Annotated in this window: 22 protein-coding genes; 18 read left to right on the forward strand and 4 right to left on the reverse strand. The window is 40.6% G+C overall.

Annotated elements, in window-relative coordinates; translation table 11 throughout:
• Nucleotides 1-165: 165 nt before the first annotated feature.
• The 14 genes from BLP77_RS02290 (at nucleotide 166) to murA (ending at nucleotide 12237) form a co-directional block, all read left to right on the forward strand.
• Nucleotides 166-2316, forward strand: coding sequence for a S8 family serine peptidase (locus BLP77_RS02290; protein WP_176752932.1), 2151 nt, complete (start codon nucleotides 166-168; stop codon nucleotides 2314-2316).
• 249 nt (nucleotides 2317-2565) lie between these two features.
• Entirely contained in the window at nucleotides 2566-2784 is a 219-nt protein-coding gene (locus BLP77_RS15975) for an AtpZ/AtpI family protein (RefSeq protein ID WP_307723634.1), read from the forward strand.
• Between the two features lies 1 nt (nucleotide 2785).
• Nucleotides 2786-3178: an ATP synthase subunit I gene (locus tag BLP77_RS02300; protein WP_093855480.1), complete on the forward strand. Its 393-nt coding sequence runs from the start codon at nucleotides 2786-2788 to the stop codon at nucleotides 3176-3178.
• A gap of 1 nt (nucleotide 3179) precedes the next feature.
• Nucleotides 3180-3905, forward strand: coding sequence for a F0F1 ATP synthase subunit A (gene atpB / locus BLP77_RS02305; RefSeq protein ID WP_093855481.1), 726 nt, complete (start codon nucleotides 3180-3182; stop codon nucleotides 3903-3905).
• A 197-nt stretch (nucleotides 3906-4102) separates the two neighbouring features.
• Nucleotides 4103-4303, forward strand: a complete 201-nt coding sequence (gene atpE, locus BLP77_RS02310) for a F0F1 ATP synthase subunit C (RefSeq protein WP_054754779.1) — start codon at nucleotides 4103-4105, stop codon at nucleotides 4301-4303.
• A 101-nt stretch (nucleotides 4304-4404) separates the two neighbouring features.
• Nucleotides 4405-4917: a F0F1 ATP synthase subunit B gene (gene atpF, locus BLP77_RS02315; RefSeq protein ID WP_245686781.1), complete on the forward strand. Its 513-nt coding sequence runs from the start codon at nucleotides 4405-4407 to the stop codon at nucleotides 4915-4917.
• Nucleotides 4914-5459: a F0F1 ATP synthase subunit delta gene (locus BLP77_RS02320; protein WP_093855482.1), complete on the forward strand. Its 546-nt coding sequence runs from the start codon at nucleotides 4914-4916 to the stop codon at nucleotides 5457-5459. Before atpF ends, BLP77_RS02320 begins: the two co-directional genes overlap by 4 nt.
• 17 nt (nucleotides 5460-5476) lie before the next feature.
• Nucleotides 5477-6985: a F0F1 ATP synthase subunit alpha gene (atpA, locus tag BLP77_RS02325; RefSeq protein ID WP_093855483.1), complete on the forward strand. Its 1509-nt coding sequence runs from the start codon at nucleotides 5477-5479 to the stop codon at nucleotides 6983-6985.
• A 36-nt stretch (nucleotides 6986-7021) separates the two neighbouring features.
• Nucleotides 7022-7882, forward strand: a complete 861-nt coding sequence (atpG, locus tag BLP77_RS02330) for an ATP synthase F1 subunit gamma (RefSeq protein WP_093855484.1) — start codon at nucleotides 7022-7024, stop codon at nucleotides 7880-7882.
• A gap of 32 nt (nucleotides 7883-7914) precedes the next feature.
• Complete coding sequence (gene atpD, locus BLP77_RS02335; RefSeq protein ID WP_093855485.1) at nucleotides 7915-9318, forward strand: F0F1 ATP synthase subunit beta; 1404 nt, start codon at nucleotides 7915-7917, stop codon at nucleotides 9316-9318.
• 57 nt (nucleotides 9319-9375) lie between these two features.
• The gene (locus BLP77_RS02340) at nucleotides 9376-9774 is read left to right on the forward strand and encodes a F0F1 ATP synthase subunit epsilon (protein ID WP_093855486.1); all 399 of its coding nucleotides are present in this window, start codon (nucleotides 9376-9378) and stop codon (nucleotides 9772-9774) included.
• A gap of 153 nt (nucleotides 9775-9927) precedes the next feature.
• A complete protein-coding gene (locus BLP77_RS02345; RefSeq protein ID WP_093855487.1) occupies nucleotides 9928-10164 on the forward strand; it encodes a DUF1146 family protein in 237 nt (78 codons plus the stop codon).
• Nucleotides 10165-10243: 79 nt separating this feature from the next.
• Nucleotides 10244-10891, forward strand: coding sequence for a YwmB family TATA-box binding protein (locus tag BLP77_RS02350; RefSeq protein ID WP_093855488.1), 648 nt, complete (start codon nucleotides 10244-10246; stop codon nucleotides 10889-10891).
• Between the two features lie 35 nt (nucleotides 10892-10926).
• On the forward strand, nucleotides 10927-12237 hold the full coding sequence (gene murA, locus BLP77_RS02355) for a UDP-N-acetylglucosamine 1-carboxyvinyltransferase (protein ID WP_093855489.1): 1311 nt from the start codon (nucleotides 10927-10929) through the stop codon (nucleotides 12235-12237).
• Nucleotides 12238-12309: 72 nt separating this feature from the next.
• On the opposite strand, the gene BLP77_RS15570 is transcribed toward murA, so the two are convergent.
• Nucleotides 12310-12669 (reverse strand): hypothetical protein, encoded by a 360-nt coding sequence (locus tag BLP77_RS15570; protein ID WP_143001384.1) that lies wholly within the window; start codon nucleotides 12667-12669, stop codon nucleotides 12310-12312.
• Nucleotides 12670-12894: 225 nt separating this feature from the next.
• Here BLP77_RS15570 and spoIID point away from each other — a divergent pair, with 225 nt between their 5' ends.
• From spoIID to spoIIID, 3 genes are all read left to right on the forward strand, one after another.
• The gene (gene spoIID / locus BLP77_RS02365; protein WP_093855491.1) at nucleotides 12895-13887 is read left to right on the forward strand and encodes a stage II sporulation protein D; all 993 of its coding nucleotides are present in this window, start codon (nucleotides 12895-12897) and stop codon (nucleotides 13885-13887) included.
• A 158-nt stretch (nucleotides 13888-14045) separates the two neighbouring features.
• A complete protein-coding gene (locus BLP77_RS02370; protein ID WP_176752933.1) occupies nucleotides 14046-14693 on the forward strand; it encodes a M23 family metallopeptidase in 648 nt (215 codons plus the stop codon).
• Nucleotides 14694-14868: 175 nt separating this feature from the next.
• Entirely contained in the window at nucleotides 14869-15126 is a 258-nt protein-coding gene (gene spoIIID / locus BLP77_RS02375) for a sporulation transcriptional regulator SpoIIID (protein ID WP_143001385.1), read from the forward strand.
• A gap of 76 nt (nucleotides 15127-15202) precedes the next feature.
• Here the strand turns inward: spoIIID and BLP77_RS02380 are convergent, their stop codons facing one another.
• The 3 genes from BLP77_RS02380 to BLP77_RS02395 form a co-directional block, all read right to left on the reverse strand.
• Nucleotides 15203-15682 (reverse strand): hypothetical protein, encoded by a 480-nt coding sequence (locus BLP77_RS02380; RefSeq protein ID WP_093855494.1) that lies wholly within the window; start codon nucleotides 15680-15682, stop codon nucleotides 15203-15205.
• A 658-nt stretch (nucleotides 15683-16340) separates the two neighbouring features.
• The gene (locus BLP77_RS02385; RefSeq protein WP_245686782.1) at nucleotides 16341-16613 is read right to left on the reverse strand and encodes a zincin-like metallopeptidase domain-containing protein; all 273 of its coding nucleotides are present in this window, start codon (nucleotides 16611-16613) and stop codon (nucleotides 16341-16343) included.
• Nucleotides 16614-17158: 545 nt separating this feature from the next.
• Nucleotides 17159-17368: a hypothetical protein gene (locus tag BLP77_RS02395; RefSeq protein ID WP_093855496.1), complete on the reverse strand. Its 210-nt coding sequence runs from the start codon at nucleotides 17366-17368 to the stop codon at nucleotides 17159-17161.
• A 112-nt stretch (nucleotides 17369-17480) separates the two neighbouring features.
• On the opposite strand from BLP77_RS02395, the gene BLP77_RS02400 reads away from it, so the two are divergent.
• Nucleotides 17481-18038, forward strand: a complete 558-nt coding sequence (locus tag BLP77_RS02400; RefSeq protein WP_093855497.1) for a hypothetical protein — start codon at nucleotides 17481-17483, stop codon at nucleotides 18036-18038.
• The last annotated feature ends 66 nt before the right edge of the window (nucleotides 18039-18104 follow it).

Here is an 18104-nt window from a genome sequence, read left to right on the forward strand (position 1 = left end):
GTCAATGGGTTACAGCACGCCTCAGTGGGCAAATAACTCTCATCAATGGTGGTACAGCACCCTTCAAAGCGCCTAAACTCACAAAGAATCCATCCAAACAAGCATGATAACCGTATTTTTCCATACACTAAGCCTACAAAATCCAACAGAAGAGGTGCCATACATATGCGGAAGATCATAACGCTAATCATCTTACTCATGCTTATACCAACAACCAAGCTCCAAGCCGAAGATACGACGTGGATCGTGGAAGTTGATCGCGACCCGCATGAGATTGAGCAATACATCAAGGCTTACTATCCGCTCCTTGAGGTCGAGTATGTTTACGACACACTTATGCAGGCCTTGGCTGTAACAGGAGAGCAGCGTCGCGTTGAGAAGCTTCACGACGAGCAGTTTATTAAAAAGGTTAATCCGGTTCGAACGTATTCTGTTCCTAACTCTAAAAATAATGATGAACAGCAAAAACTCCACCCTGAAGACGCTCGTTATCATCCGAACGGGATTCCATTTACGGGCGAGGGTATCAAGGTGGGTGTGATTGATACAGGGATTGATTACCATCACCCTGACTTGGATCAAAATTATGCGGGCGGGTTTGACGTCGTTGAACATGACGACGACCCGATGGAAACGACAGCCCATGAAGGTCTACCGACGATGCATGGCACGCATGTGGCGGGAATTATTGGTGGGAACGGCACGATGCAAGGTGTCGCCCCCAATGCGGAAATTTATGCTTATCGCGCGTTAGGTCCGGGTGGTTCGGGAACGACAGCGCAGGTCATCGCCGGACTTGAACAGGCAGTCGATGATGGTATGGATATTATTAATTTATCGCTCGGTAATGACATTAATAGCCCTGATGATCCGATGACACGAGCGGTGACGCGTGCGGTAGAACTGGGGAAAACGGTAATCGTCGCAAACGGAAATAGTGGTCCCGAAGAGTGGACGGTCGGTTCCCCTGCCACGTCTGAGAAAGCCATTTCTGTAGGGGCAGCCATTACAGAACAAAAGATGGCGACCATCCAGACAAAATATTCGCTCCCAATCGAGGTGCGTCAACTTCCAATGTCAAAACAATGGACGTTTAAAAAGGATTTACCAATCATAGCACCACCATCAATCGAAGAGCTTGAGTCATCCATTCACGACCGTATTGTGTTAATCGAAAAAGGGGACACCCCATATGGCCAGCTAATTCAGCAATTAAAGGAAAAGGGGGCGACGGCTGTGCTTATTTACAATCCCCCAGAAGACGACCCAAACAAATGGCAGTTTACAGAAGCGTCATTCCCAGTTGCTTATGTGACGCAAAAGGAAGCAGAACAACTGACAAAAGGTGATGAGTGGGTGGAAACCACATACCAAACCGTTAAAAATGAATTAGCCCCTTTTAGCTCACGCGGCCCTGTCGCATCATCTTGGAATATTAAACCCGATATATTAGCGCCAGGTGTTGATATCGTCAGCACCGTACCAGACGGGTATGCGTCACTTCAGGGCACGAGTATGGCGGCACCTTATATTACAGGTGTCGTAGCGTTATTAAAAGAAGCTTATCCGCACGATACGCCTGAGCAGCTTAAAGCACGCCTGCTCTCATCATCAGATCCTTTTGAAAATGACGAAAAAGATGTTCCACCCTCTGAGCAAGGGACAGGATTTGTCGATACGAAAGAGGCGTTAACCTCTCAATACACGATTAACCACAGCCGGCTAAATTTCGGCAAAGTAAACGATACACTAAGCAGGGTTAAACAATCGATTACGATCACGAACCATGATACGAAGCCGGTCACGATTCGTTGGGATATACCAAAACGACAATCCGGAATCGTTTGGGATTTACCTTTAAGCACGACGCTTTCACCACAAACGAAACGTACCTTTGAAGTCGGCGCATCCATTACGACTGACCGCCTAAAACAAGGCACACATGAAGGTTTTATTGAGGTCGAATTCAACCATGACACCAAACATCTACCTTACTTATTTGTAAATGAAACAACCGACTATCCAAGAATTACCGGTCTAGAATTGGATGTTTCCCCTTTTCAACAAGAGCATTTGACCTTAAGATTTTACGTGCCGGAAAAAATTGATCAGCTGAACGTCACGTTAGTTGATGAAAAATACTTAACTTTTACCGAGTTTTTCACAGCTTCAGATATCAAATCAGGTCAGTTTGAACGCGAATTTGAATTCGAGAATTTACCGACTGGACAATTTAAAGCGATCTTTGAAATTGAACAAAATGGTGAAACATTTACCGAAGAAAAAGAAATCTTTTTGCCTGACATAAAAGGCTAATGTAACCGTTTCCAAATAAAATGTGATATCTGTCACAAAGTTGTTTCAAATTCTATGATTTTACAATTGACTTTAATATACTCGTATTGTAATCTAATTTAGTGTGGGTAGATGTTTATAAGAGTTTTTGATGAAGAAATTTTTCTAACATTTTACCCAAGAATTATAAAATCTACTTGTTCATTTTTGAGCAAAATTCCTGCTAGTTCGGAAAGCTTTTGTTTTCCACCTACAAAATGGAATGGAGTGGTGATTCTGAATAAATATCCACTTCGAGGTATCGCAATCACAACGAGTATTTTGAGTTATTTATCCGGGTCGACGATTGTCGGCATACTTTTAGGTAGATGGCTAGATCAATACTTTGAAACTTCCCCGCTATTTCTAATTATAGGTCTGTTAATTGGTTTGGCTTCAGGCGTGTATGGTATGATTGTGTTGGTTAAAAAGTTTCTAGGAGACGAGTGACATGAGCGACTATTCATACATGATGAGGCGCCAATTAAAATGGATGTTCTATCTTCTAGCAATCCTGGTTTTGGGTTGGGGATTTACAGACTATCAAACATTCTTCTCCGGCATGATATTAGGTGCTGGGATCAGTGCGTTTAATTTGTGGTTTTTACAGGTCAAAATTAATCGAATTGGACAAGGCATTGTCGACCGTGATGAGAAAAAACGTACCCTCGGAATGTTAACAAGACTAGCTACAGCTGCTTTGGCAGCCGTCATAACGATTCGCTACCCGGAAATATTCGACATGATTGCCGTGATTATTGGTTTAATGACACCTTATTTGGTCATTATCATAGATTATTTGTTTCATCAAACCGAACTAACCACGAGGAAGAGAGGTGAATGAAGTGGATCACGAAAATCCAATGGCACGCGATGTGTTTGGAATCCCTTGGCTGGACTTCAACCTTTCAAACGTGCTCATGATGTTGGTTGCATCAACCATTGTGTTTATACTTGCTGTAGCTGCAAGTCGTAAACTACAACGCAAACCAACAGGCTTCCAAAACTTCATGGAGTGGATCGTCGAATTCGTAAAAGATATGATCGGAAACACGATGGATTACGAAACGGGACGCCGCTTTATGGGCTTAGGACTTACATTATTATTGTATATCTTCGTATCCAATATGCTTGGGGTTATCACCATGGTGACATTCGACCATGAACTATGGTGGAAATCACCGACATCAGACCCAGGTATTACATTAACATTGGCAACAATGGTAGTTGTGTTATCACACTATTACGGTGTGAAAATGAAAGGACCAAAGGAATATACGAAAGACTATTTCCGTCCACTACCATTCTTATTCCCACTCAACATTATTGAGGAGTTTGCCAATACGTTGACATTAGGTCTTCGTCTTTACGGGAATATTTATGCGGGTGAAATTCTATTAACACTACTCGCAGGTTTAGTTGCATCAGGTACTGTTGCCGGAGCGCTTGGTGGTTTCATACCAATGATCGCTTGGCAAGGATTTAGTATCTTTATCGGTGCTATTCAGGCATTCATCTTTACAATGTTAACCATGGTTTACATGTCTCACAAAGTGAGCAGTGACCACTAATGTTAGTGAACTAGTACTTGATTAACGTCAAGTATTATCATAAAACATTGCCTAAAGTGATCCTTAAGGTGAGGCTATAGGCGCACAGACTATGTCTTGTAACAAGAACGTAGTTTGTCCTTATACTTTCGTTCTATAAGACTTTGAAAGTATAAAAAATACAAAACTTAAATATATCTTTTGAGGAGGAATTTATTATGTTAGCAGCTGCAATCGCAGTAGGATTAGGTGCATTAGGTGCAGGTATTGGTAACGGTTTAATCGTAAATGGTACAGTTAATGGTATTGCTCGTCAACCAGAACTTCGTGGTACTTTACAAACAACAATGTTCATCGGGGTTGCGTTAGTTGAGGCGCTTCCGATCATCGCTGTTGTTATTGCATTCATGTCCATGTAGTGAAGCACTAATAGACAATTAAATGGCGAAGTTGATTGAGACAAACTTCGCCATTCCTTTATGTAGAAAACGTGAAGAGTTAGTCGAAAGGAGTGAAGGCTGTGTTAGGTACCAACTTAGTTTTAGGTGCGTCTATTAATCTCGGTGATATGTTAGCGCAATTAGTTATTTTCATTATCCTTTTAGCTCTTTTAGCAAAATACGCATGGGGCCCACTCATGAAAGTAATGAAAGAACGTGAGGATCATATTGCGAATGAAATAGATACAGCTGAAAACAATCGTCAAGAAGCAGAGCGCTTGATGAATGACGCTAATGCTGAATTAAAAGAGGCTCGTCAAAACGCACAGAAGATTATTGAAGATGCTAAACAAACAGCTAAAACACAAGAGTCTTCTATGCTAGACGATGCAAGGAAAGAAGCCGAGCGTATTAAAGAAAGCGCTCGTGAAGACATTGCCCAAGAACGCGACAAAGCGGTTCAGGCATTACAAGAACAAGTGGCTACGCTTTCTGTTCAAATTGCTAGTAAAGTTATTGAAAAAGAGCTTTCTGCAGATGAACAAGATGATCTCATTAAAGAATACTTAGATAAAGTAGGCGAAAACAAATGAGTCAATCAGTAGTTGCAAAGCGTTATGCCGTAGCCTTGTTTGAAATTGGAATGGGTAAATCTAATTTAGATCAACTAGAAGAAGAACTACGTGTGATCGACGATGTTTTTAAAAATGACGAATCGTTAAACGCTTTTTTAGATAATCCTCGCGTATCTGGGGATCAGAAAAAAGAATTCATTCGTAACGTTTTTAAAGACGTCTCACAAGACACATTAAATACACTGCTTTTACTCATCGATAAACGTCGAATCGACTCCATTGAAGATGTGGTAAAAGCATTTGTCGAAATGAAGAATGAATCAAGAGGAATTGCAGAAGCTGACGTTTATTCTGTTCGTGAATTAACGGATGAGGAAACGAAACAAATCCAAGATGTGTTTGCGAAAAAAATGACGATTAACACCCTTCGCATTAACAACACCGTAGACCCATCGATTATAGGTGGAATAAAAATTCGTGTCGGTAACCAAATCTATGACGGAACGGTCCAGACACAGCTTAAACGTTTAGAACAGAAGTTAGTAACTGCAAACAAGTAAAGATAGGGGTGAAATGGATGAGCATCAAAGCAGAAGAAATTAGTGCGCTTATAAAGCAGCAAATTGAAAACTATGATTCTGAAGTTGAAACAAACGAAGTCGGTACAGTTATCGAAATCGGTGACGGTATCGCACGTGCTCACGGTCTTGATAATGTCATGGCCGGAGAGCTAGTTGAGTTTTCAAATGGTGTCATGGGTATGGCGCAAAACCTAGAGGAAAACAACGTAGGGATCGTCATCCTTGGACCATTTACAGACATCCGTGAAGGCGATGAAGTTCGTCGTACAGGACGCATTATGCAAGTACCAGTTGGTAAAGAATTAATAGGACGTGTTGTCAATCCATTAGGTCAGCCCGTAGACGGTTTAGGCCCGATTGAAACAAGTAAATCTCGTCCAATTGAATCGCCAGCACCAGGTGTTATGGCTCGTAAATCAGTTGATGAACCACTACAAACAGGTATTAAGGTTATCGACTCCATGGTACCAATTGGTCGTGGTCAGCGTGAGTTAATCATCGGTGACCGTCAAACAGGTAAAACATCCATTGCCATGGATACGATCATTAACCAAAAAGACCAAGACGTTATTTGTATCTACGTTGCAATCGGTCAAAAAGATTCGACTGTACGTAGTTTCGTTGAGACACTACGTAAAAACGGTGCATTAGATTATTCCATCGTGATTAACGCAGGTGCTTCTGACCCAGCTCCATTACTATACCTAGCTCCATATGCTGGTGTATCAATGGGTGAGGAGTTCATGTATAACGGTGAACACGTTTTAGTTGCTTACGATGACTTATCTAAACAAGCAGCAGCTTATCGTGAATTGTCATTACTATTACGCCGTCCACCAGGTCGTGAAGCATTCCCAGGGGATGTATTCTACCTACACTCACGCCTACTAGAGCGTGCGGCGAAGTTAAACGATGATTTAGGTGGAGGTTCATTAACAGCTCTACCATTCGTTGAGACACAAGCGGGTGACATTGGTGCGTATATCCCAACGAACGTTATCTCAATCACAGACGGACAGATTTTCTTACAATCTGACTTATTCCACTCTGGTGTACGCCCAGCGATCAACCCAGGTCTATCGGTATCACGTGTAGGTGGTTCCGCACAGATCAAGGCGATGAAGAAAGTAGCCGGTACGCTACGTCTAGACTTAGCTTCATTCCGTGAGCTAGAGTCATTCGCGCAGTTCGGTTCTGACCTTGATAAAGCGACTCAAGCGAAACTAAATCGTGGTGAGCGTACAGTAGAAGTTCTAAAACAAGGTCTAAACAAACCACAACCAGTTGAATATCAAGTAGCGATTATCTATGCACTTGTGCACGGTTACCTAGATGATCTACCAGTTGAAGATATTCAACGTTTCGAAGCTGAGTTGCATGATTACCTAGATCAACATGCATCAAACATTCTCAGCCATATTCGCGAAACAGGTCAATTACCAGAAAAAGAAGATTTCAACAAAGCAATTGAAGACTTTAAAAATTCATTTGCTGTAAGTGAGTAATGATGATGAAGTCTCGAAAAAAGGTGGTGAGACGTAGTGGCATCGCTTCGTGACATCAAAAATCGTATTAATTCGACGAAAAGTACGCAAAAGATCACGAAAGCTATGGAAATGGTTTCTGCATCGAAGCTTAATAAAGCAGAAGAAAACGCAAAAGCTTTCGTCCCATATATGGATAAAATACAAGACGTTGTGACTAATATTGCCGGCGGAAACACAGGTGCTGATCATCCGATGTTACAATCCAGACCGGTTAAAAAGACTGGTTACATTGTGATCACATCAGACCGTGGGTTAGCAGGACCTTACAACAGTAACGTTTTACGTGCCCTTAACCAAAAGGTACAAAACAACCATTCATCAACAGATGAATACACCGTTGTACCGCTTGGTAAAGTTGGCCGTGACTTTTGTAAGAAAAATGGCATGCCAATCGCTAAAGAAGTAACAGGCTTGCCAGACCAACCTGATTTCGCTGAAATTAAAGAAATCGCAAGTTACGCTGTGAATCTCTTTTCTGATGAAGAAATTGATGAATTACACATTTTCTACAACCACTTCATCAGTGCTATTTCACAAAAAGTAACGGATAAAAAAGTATTGCCATTAACGGATATTGAAACAGAAGGTAAGAAACTAAGCTCATATGAGTATGAGCCAGATGAAGAACAGATTCTTAAAACACTATTGCCACAATACGCAGAAAGCATTGTTTACGGTGCATTGTTAGATGGTAAGGCGAGTGAGCACGCATCACGTATGACAGCCATGCGTAGTGCGACTGATAACGCCGATGAATTAATTGATGATTTAACACTTTCATACAACCGTGCACGTCAAGCAGCCATCACGCAAGAAATTACCGAAATTGTTGGTGGTGCAGCAGCGTTAGAATAACGTTTGACATGAATTCGTGAGGAGGGAAAAAGATGAGTAAAGGACGCGTAACACAGGTAATGGGTCCAGTTGTTGACGTCAAATTTGACAGCGGCGACTTACCTGAAATTTATAACGCCCTAGTCATTAGCGGTGATGACAGCCGTGATGAACTAACACTTGAAGTTGCTCTTCACTTAGGTGACGATATGGTACGTGCTATCGCGATGGGTTCAACTGACGGACTTGTCCGTGGCGTTGAAGTTGAAAACAAAAACAATCCAATCTCAGTACCAGTTGGTGAAGCAACATTAGGTCGTGTGTTTAACGTATTAGGTGATCATATTGATTTAGGTGATGAGATCCCTGCAGACGTTCCACGTGAACCGATTCACCGCGAACCACCTAAGTTCGAAAACTTAGCGACTGAAACAGAAATCTTAGAGACAGGTATTAAAGTAGTAGATCTATTAGCACCATATGTAAAAGGTGGTAAGATCGGTCTATTCGGTGGTGCGGGTGTTGGTAAAACCGTACTCATCCAGGAGCTTATTAACAACATTGCTCAAGAGCACAGCGGTATCTCAGTATTCGCTGGTGTAGGTGAGCGTACACGTGAAGGTAACGACCTTTACTACGAAATGAGCGACTCTGGAGTTATTAAACAAACAGCTATGGTATTCGGTCAGATGAACGAGCCACCTGGTTCTCGTATGCGTGTCGCATTAACAGGTCTAACGATGGCTGAATACTTCCGTGATGAAGAAGGTCAAGACGTATTATTATTCATCGACAACATTTTCCGTTTCACGCAAGCAGGTACAGAGGTGTCCGCCCTACTTGGCCGTATGCCATCTGCCGTTGGTTACCAGCCAACACTTGCAACGGAAATGGGTCAACTGCAGGAGCGTATTACGTCAACGGATAAAGGTTCCATCACGTCAATACAAGCGGTATACGTACCTGCCGATGACTATACAGACCCATCTCCAGCGACAACGTTCGCACACTTAGATGCAACAACAAACTTAGAACGTAGTTTATCTGAGCAAGGGATCTACCCAGCGGTGGACCCACTATCATCAACTTCTCGCGCTCTAGACCCTAACGTAGTTGGTGAAGAACACTATGAAGTTGCGCGTGAAGTTCAGGAAACACTACAGCGTTATAAAGAATTGCAAGATATCATTGCAATCCTAGGTATGGACGAATTATCAGACGAAGACAAGCAAACCGTTGCTCGTGCTCGTCGAATCCAATTCTTCCTATCTCAAAACTTCCACGTTGCTGAGCAGTTTACGGGACAACCAGGTTCATATGTACCAGTTGCAGAAACGATCAAAGGATTCAAAGAAATCCTAACTGGTAAATATGATGACCTACCAGAGGATGCGTTCCGTCTTGTTGGACGTGTCGAAGAAGTTGTTGAAAAAGCTGAGCAAATGGAACAACAATAATGGGAGCGTAAGCGGTGAATCATTCACCGCTCCACACGTGCCCGAGGAGGGGTAAGATTGAAAACACTAAACGTGAGTGTTGTCACTCCTGACGGCCCTGCACTTGAAGGTTCATATGAAATGGTGAGTTGTCGAGCAGAGAGTGGAGAGCTTGGTATTTTACCGGACCATATCCCATTAGTTGCTCCATTAACAATCAGTGCAGTGCGCTTGAAAAAGGAAGGTCAAACTGAATATCTTGCTGTGACCGGCGGATTTGTTGAAGTACGACCAGATCATGTGACAATCCTAGCACAAGCAGCAGAACAACCTTCCGACATTGACGTTGATCGTGCGAAACAAGCGAAAGAACGCGCTGAACAACGTATGAACCAAAAAGCAGAAGATATTGATTTCAAACGCGCGGAATTAGCATTACAACGCGCGATCAATCGTATAGATGTTTCGGAAAAATAAGAAAAGACCTGACGGAGAATGTCAGGTCTTTTTTCCTTTTCATACAATGGGTGGGTTGAAGTTGTTAGCCTTTTAAGTTTGACTTATTTCCCATATTTCGTGTCGATATTTCCTGGGAAATGCAGAAAATAATCATAAATTAGGGGTGAAGGTATGTTTTCAGATTTAGCGATTGATTCAGTTATTTTTATGTTTTCGCACATTATATTTATCATTATCGCTTGGAAATCGTTAGAAGCCGTTCATATCGAAAAGATTTTTAAACAAAATAGAGTGGTAGAAAGCCGAATATTTTTTATTATGTTATCCATTGTCATCGGGACGACAGTCAGCAATTTCTTCATCGATTTCATACGCTGGTCTAGACAGCTACAACATCTTTTTGGTTAATTAATGTTTAAAATCGCACGCTATTGTCCAACCTTGTATTAATCATAAATTTCAAGGTTACGTAAGGGGAGGAGATAGCATGCGATTTTTATTAATTGTAGCTTTATTGGTCAGTAGTATTCCGTTTTTCTATCAATCTAGCAGCTCCGCATTAAGTGATTTGTCAGCTGCGGATGACATGGCGAAATTCTTTGAAGAACAAAATTGGGAAATTAATCATACGGGGATATTGATTCATACGAAAGCTGATCGTGCGGAAGCTGAAGCGTTTATAGAAAAGATGCAGGGTAACGCCCAAAAACCAGATAGCATTGACGAACAATATGATGTAGTTCCTTTAAACCAAAATCTAGTGAAAGTCATCTATGAGTTAACAAGTGATGGGTGGAACCAAGACGTTAAAAAGTATCTAGAAAATCAACTTTCAAATGATAATTTTCGACAATTTTTTAAAAATGGACAAATATTCTCTTGTTTTCAGTCGAATTTTGATGGTAAAATAAAAAGTAATTTTATAACTAATAAAATAGTAAATTATTTCGATGTCAAAAATACTAAAGTAATAGATGAAGAAAAATTTATCGTAATAAGCGGAATATCTGATCAATTTGAACAATATATACCTATGGACGAAGGAAAAATTAATATTCAATTTGCCGTGCGTGAAGGGAAAAATAACAAGAAAACCGTTACAATTGGAACACCTATCCTAGTAATTGAATATTAAATAACATACGGAATATCGACACGGAGGGAAAAACCTTGGAAAAAATCATAGTATCCGGTGGAAACCAATTAAGTGGTACGGTTAGAGTAGAAGGCGCAAAGAATGCCGTACTACCTGTCATTGCAGCTAGTATAATGGCTAGTGAAGGAAAAAGTACCCTTTACCAAGTACCTGATTTAGCCGATGTTGATACCATTAGTGAAGTTTTACGTTATATGAATATAAATGTTTTAGATACCGAAAGCGAATTAGTTATTGACGCTTCTAATCAATTAAATACTGTAACGCCATTTGAATATGTTAGAAAAATGAGAGCCTCAGTATTAGTATTGGGGCCATTATTAGCGAGGTATGGTCACGCAAAAGTTGCCATGCCTGGTGGTTGTGCCATTGGTTCACGCCCAATTGACCAACATTTGAAAGGATTTGAAGCCATGGGTGCTAAAATCCATGTTGGTAATGGCTATGTGGAAGCATTTGTTCCAGAAAAACTAGTCGGCGCGCGTATTTATTTAGATTTTCCTAGTGTTGGTGCAACCGAAAACCTAATGATGGCTGCCGCCCTAGCAGAAGGTACAACTGTCATCGAAAACTGTGCTAGAGAGCCTGAAATAGTAGATTTAGCAAACTATATTAATAAAATGGGTGGTAAAGTCGTAGGTGCTGGCACGGAAACGATACGTATTGAAGGTGTGCAAACATTAAAAGGGATTGAACATTCCATCATTCCAGACCGTATTGAAGCAGGTACCTTTATGATTGCTGCTGCGATTACGGGTGGTGATGTGACCGTTGAAGGCGCGATTGCCGATCATTTACGCTCATTAATTGCGAAAATGCGAGAAATGGGTGTCAAAATAGAAGAATATGAAAATAGCATTCGCGTCATCGGCAATGGCTCACTCAAAGCCGTAGACATTAAGACATTGCCATACCCTGGTTTCCCAACAGATTTACAATCTCAATTCATGGCATTAGCAATGAGAGCTAAAGGGACCAGTGTCATTAGTGAAACCGTATTTGAAAACCGATTTATGCATGTTGAAGAATTCAGAAGAATGAACGCTGTCGCCAAAATTGAAGGTCGTAGTGCGATTATCGAGGGCCCGTCTGCTTTACAAGGGGCTGAGGTTGCAGCATCTGACTTACGCGCTGCTGCGGCTTTAATCATTGCTGGCTTAATTTCAGAAGGGCACACCATTGTGACCGAACTACAGCATTTAGATCGTGGCTACGTTAATTTCGACCAAAAATTACGAGACTTAGGTGCTAACGTAGAAAGAGTGTCCGAGGAAACGAATGAAGTCGATCAAGTTATAAATGATTCATATTTACAATCTAGTTAATTATGATTAGTGAAAAAGCGGCTGAGGCCGCTTTTTTTCTTTTTTATTGCCTACTGGGTTGCGATAATTGCCCTATCGGAAGGTCTGATTGCCCAATGAAGGGCGCTGAATCCCCAATGATGGGAGTTTTTTACCCAAAGAGGGGTGCTGAATCCCCAATGAAGAGAGATTTTTGCCCAAAGAGAGGTGCTGATTCCCCAATGAAGAGAGATTTTTGCCCAAAGAGGGGCTCAGAATCCCCGATAGTGAGGGATTTTTACCCAATGAGACATTCAGATTCCCCAATAATGAGAGTTTTTCGCCCAAAGAGGGGTGCTGAATCCCCAATGATGAGAGTTTTTCGCCCAAAGAGAGGTGCTGATTCCCCATAGACGTGAACTTTTCGCCCGATGAAGCGCACTGTTTCCCCAATAACACGAGATTTTCACTCATAGAGTCACGCTTAATCCCCAATCGATGGCGCTACACCAATTAGGAATACGTTTTCCAACCAACACCTAACACCAATTAATAGGAAAGATAGACAGCCCCTAATTCCAGTATCCATCACGTTTCACAATTCTCATCAAAAGAAAATCTACTTTTTGGTTCTATTAAAAGCATTTTGGGAATAATGTTATTGATAGATACAGAAAAAATCAAGAAGGAGCTGTCGCTATGCCTATAAAACGTCAAGGACTCATCGTCGTTGTCATTCTGTTGGCAGTTATAACCGTCATACCTGCATTAATCGTCATTCCATTTTCAGAAGCAACATCAGACCCAGTCAATTTAAATGAAACACAAGAAACGGAATTAGACTTAACCGATCAGCCGGTGGTGCGGGTCAAAAGAAGTGAAACGGACGAAATTGAGGAGGTCCCTTTAGAAAAGTATGTCGTATCTGTTGTCGCATCGGAGGTGCCGGCTAACTTTGAAATGGAGGCGATTAAGGCACAGGCACTTGCTGCACGTACCTTTGTCATTCAGCACCTCAACCAATCAAGTGAGGAAGAGTTTGACGTAACCGATACGGTCAATCATCAGGTATATAAAAATTTTGATGAGTTAAGGAGTGCTTGGGGCGTCGATTATTCTAAGAACATAAATAAAATCAAACAGGCCGTACAGGAAACCAATGGGCAAATTATCACATATAGTGGTAAGCCAATTGCGGCACAATTTTTCTCAACGAGCAATGGTTATACCGAAAATGCTGAAGATTATTGGCAAAACGAGATACCCTACTTAAAAAGTGTTAGCAGTCCATGGGATGAACAATCGCCAGAGTTTTTAGAGCAACAGGTCATTCCATTAACGGAGGTTGTGAACAAATTAGGATTAGAATCAAGTTCTATTCAAGTATCCAATACCGTAAGAACCGAGAGCAGTCGAATTAAAGAAATTACAATTAACAATAAAACGTTTACTGGAAGAGAAGTTCGTGAATTATTAGGATTACGATCAAATGATTTTACGATTGAAACGAAAGGCGATCATATTATTTTTACGACGAAAGGCTATGGACATGGTGTTGGCATGAGTCAATATGGTGCAAACGGCATGGCAGAAGAGGGTCAAACCTATAAGGATATCGTCAAACATTACTATCAAGGTGTCGAAATAGCAAACGTTCAGGAAGTCATGGGAACACTTAGCGCCATGAACTAAAATCCTGTATTTTACCCTAAAATGTGGACTTTACAACAAAAAAACCAATTTTATGCAAGTTTTTAAAAAAATTTTGTATTTTCCACGTATATATTCCTTTCTTTTCGTTCAGAATGTTGCTGAGGTGATGAAATATGAATGAAAAAGAAAGGAAATTAATGCGCCAATCCAAATGGAAACGCTTGACGCGCCAACGCTGGTTCTACCCGGCACTTTACATTACACTTGTTGCTGTCGTTCTAGCAGGGGTGATGGTCTATCAGTTCAATACCGCAACTGATGTGACAGACGATTCACAAAGTGAAGAAAACCCCGCTGAAGTGGTGGACAATACTGGGGAGACCGGTGATGCTGTGCCAGTTATGTCCGATCAAGAAGATCTCGTTATGCCGGTTCTATTAGGGGATCAAGCTGAAATTATTACAAACTTTTATGACGCCGAAGCATCATCTGAAGATCAAGAAAGCGCGATTTATTTCTACAACAATCAATACTATCAAAGTAAAGGTGTCGACATAACGTCTAAGGATGGCAAAGAATTTGAAGTCGTCGCAGCATACAGCGGAACAGTATCAAGTGTTTATAATGACGACTTACTAGGTCAAGTTGTTGAAATGGAGCATGAAGGAGAAACTTCTACATTCTACGCAAGTCTATCAGATGTCAGCGTAGAAGAGGGTGACGAGCTCACGCAAGGAGATGTCATCGGCGTTTCCGGAACAAACGTCTACGGAGATTCTGAAGTCACTAAAGTTCATTTCAGACTCCTAGAAAACGGTACACCAGTCAAGCCAGAATTTCACTAATGCAAAAAAAGAAAATTCCTCGCTCAATATGATGAGCGGGGATTTTTTCCGTTTTCACCTCATATGTTATAAAACAGAACTACCACGGTAAGTTTTTCTTTCTTAACATATTTCCTCGTTTTCCTGAATAAACTGTACCATCACATCTTTAGAGATACATCAGGAGGCGAGGAGTTTGCACGATTACATCAAAGACAGAACCATCAAGATTGCGGAATACCTTATTGATACGAAAAAAACGGTACGAGTAATCGCAAAAGAGTTTGGGGTTTCGAAGAGTACGGTCCACAAAGATCTCACCGAACGACTTCCCGTGATCAACCCAGCTTTATCAAAAGAAGTGAAAGAGATTTTAACTTTCCATAAGTCTATCCGCCATATCCGCGGTGGGGAGGCGACACGGAAGAAGTACAGAGAACAAACAAAAGTCTAGTACAAACATTGCCTGTCACCTATATAGACCACCGTACTATAACATCCAGTAGCCATCATACTTGTGACGGGCATACCTACCGCTGTTGGTACAGGTCAATCCGTTCTTCAACGACTTGTCCATCTGCATCCCGCCAATGAATCGTCGCATAAATTTGTTCAATATCGCCAAACAGAACAGGGTCACCATTAGGCTTAAAAATCGAACCTTCTACATGGCCAGTTGCCATATTCGATAATTCCGTCGACTCATTCCATGTAATCGACTTACCCTGCAATGATGTCCCCATACCATCGATCATTGCATATACTCGGAAGTTAAAGTCCTGGGCCGTCATGGCTTCATCACCTAGGTAATCCAACTGTCCATTACCAGCATACTGGTGGGTTGGGACAAACTCTACAGTATAGTTTGATAGTTCCCAATTCTCACTCTGTCCCTCAAGCGTAAAAATATAATAATGATTAGATTGATCCTCTTCATCTTGGTTTAAGAAAAAAGTCGCAATGGCTAAAACAACGATTAACCCGATGACAATTATGGTTTTACGATCCATGATGTATGACCTCCATTGGTTGAACAATCGTTTGATTAAAACAAACGATTGATTTAATATGTACTGCTTTTAATCTATCTAAAAGACTAGCACAAATCCGGCTTGAAAAAAATGAAAAATATTTGTAGTTTATCGGATTGTCATTAGGGGAAAAGATGAACGTTTAAATCAGTGGAGAAACCCTCACTCCCTAAAGGGAGCGAGGGGATTTCCAATCAGAGATTTCATCGTGACCGTGAGTGAGGGCTTCCAAGCGAAAGGTGTTGAGTACATTTTTCCATCACATAAAAAGATGATCAACGTAGAGTAAAAAAGCATGGAAACAGCTTTCTTCCATTGGGATACGGTCTTGGGGCGGTTTTGCTACGGCGTTATAATTAAGAAAAAACCGTAAAAAAGCAAGGCTTTTAGCGGTTTTATAACGCTTCACGATACAACTTAATAAACTTGATTAAAAAGGGATAAAAGGCCATTTATCACTAAAAGAAAGGAAAATACGGCTTTAGATCCAAGCAAAGAAAAACCAATGCTGATTTATTCAGCATTGGTTTCACCTAATATATAATTTGGAGCTTTTTGAGCTTGTCCTGCTACGATAACAACCAATCGGGAATCACCTTTTAAAGTACGAATCCAACTATTAAGATATGATGCATTATTATCCAAGGTTTTTGTTCAATTCGGCATGTCCGCAAAGCATAGCAGCTCCCATTTCGGCTATGAGTTCTTCTTTGCTGTAAGTTTCATCACCAAAAGCAGCAATTTCCTCAATGCCCTTTCGATTCAAACGCTTTTTATGGCCTGTGCTATGCACTATCTCATGAAAAAAAGTAGAATAATATTCTTCAGGATTTTCAAAGTGACTTAATGGGGGTACATTCACTTTATCAATAGCTGGTTGATAATAAGCCCCACCTGGTGCAAAAGCCAACTTTGCTTATCCTCATAACATTCTATGATTGTTTCGGCTTCTTCGATAGGATTATTGTCAAAGGTTTTTGATTCTTGTTACACGGCCACTTTTGCTTAAAACAACATATTGTCTAGTGTCAATATGCTTGTAGTAATACTTGTTTCCTTCCTTGTACATGAACATATATTGAGCTAATATGACCTCATTGTGTTTGGTCTTTTTAATTAATGGATTGAGGATTTCTTCATTGGTCATTCCTAAACACGCTCCTTTGAATATTTTGCATTTCGCATTGATTAAGTCCCAAAAGGGCAAAAATAAAGCAAACAAAAAAGCCTGGTGGTTACACCAGGCATCCTTATTAAAAGCTTCTATGAGTATTCAATCAATAGTGCTCGTTTGGTACGGCCGATAGGTAAACGGAACAGGAACTTACAGGGTGTTAGCGAAGAATGAGCTTACAGCCTGTAGTTATCGGGCCGTTTAGTGCCAAAGCGACGATGATGAGCCTGTTTGCGAAGAAATGAGCATTACAGGCTCACATCGCAGCACCCAAAGTGTAATTAATTTTCCTTTTTTCTTCTTTCTACTACATTCCATGTTATATAAGAAATTGGATAAAAAGCAGCAAAAATTGTAAAAGCGACAACGAAATTCCCTGGTGTTATGACATAAATAAACAAGAGAAATACCATTAAATTAATAGTAGATATAATCCATTGCTTCTTAATTTTTTTCCACTTTGTTGCACTACGTTTTTCAATTTTATCCATCCATAAATCTCCTTTTTTTAAAAATATTTCAAAAATTCATTGTATTAAGATTACTTTTATTGTAACATAATGGTAAATAAATTAAAGGAGTGTTATTAAATGACCAAAAAATTTGATTACGTTGATTGCTGTCTTAGGATTATTGGTTACGTTTAGTACGACAACTCTAGCAGAAACAGATAATACTGATGAAGATGAAAAAGTTGAAAATGGGTCAGATGAAAAAGAATCTGACAATGGATTAAATAATCAGTTCCCAGAACCTGAAGACCCTTGCGGATGTGGTTCTTCTGACATTTATGTAAAAGGTTTTGCCAATTTTAATGGGTCACCATCAATAGTAGAAGATTATTATATGTCGGTTGATAACGCTGAAGATTTTGCTGCTGAAGTAAACCCATCTATGGAAGATGCTGTTTTTGGGGTATTAACAAGTTTTATACCTGGAGTAGGTAAACATATTGCAACATTTGGTGCACACAGTTCTGCAGCAGCAGCGGATTTAGCTAGCGATATAAGAGAATATACAGATGATGATATTCCAGTTCGTATAGAACACAGAGATCATGGAGCATGGGGTGAAGAATGGGTAGTTCATCCTTGGGCAGGAGAGTTTAGTTATGATAACGGACGCTTTGAATATGAACTATTGGAAGTAGAAATGCAATAGTTTATCTACTAAGAGGACAAGCTATAGGTTAGGGGAGTGCAAAGGAAAAACTAGGGGGAAACTGAA

The organism is Tenuibacillus multivorans (assembly GCF_900103915.1).
Lineage (GTDB): Bacteria > Bacillota > Bacilli > Bacillales > Alkalibacillaceae > Tenuibacillus > Tenuibacillus multivorans.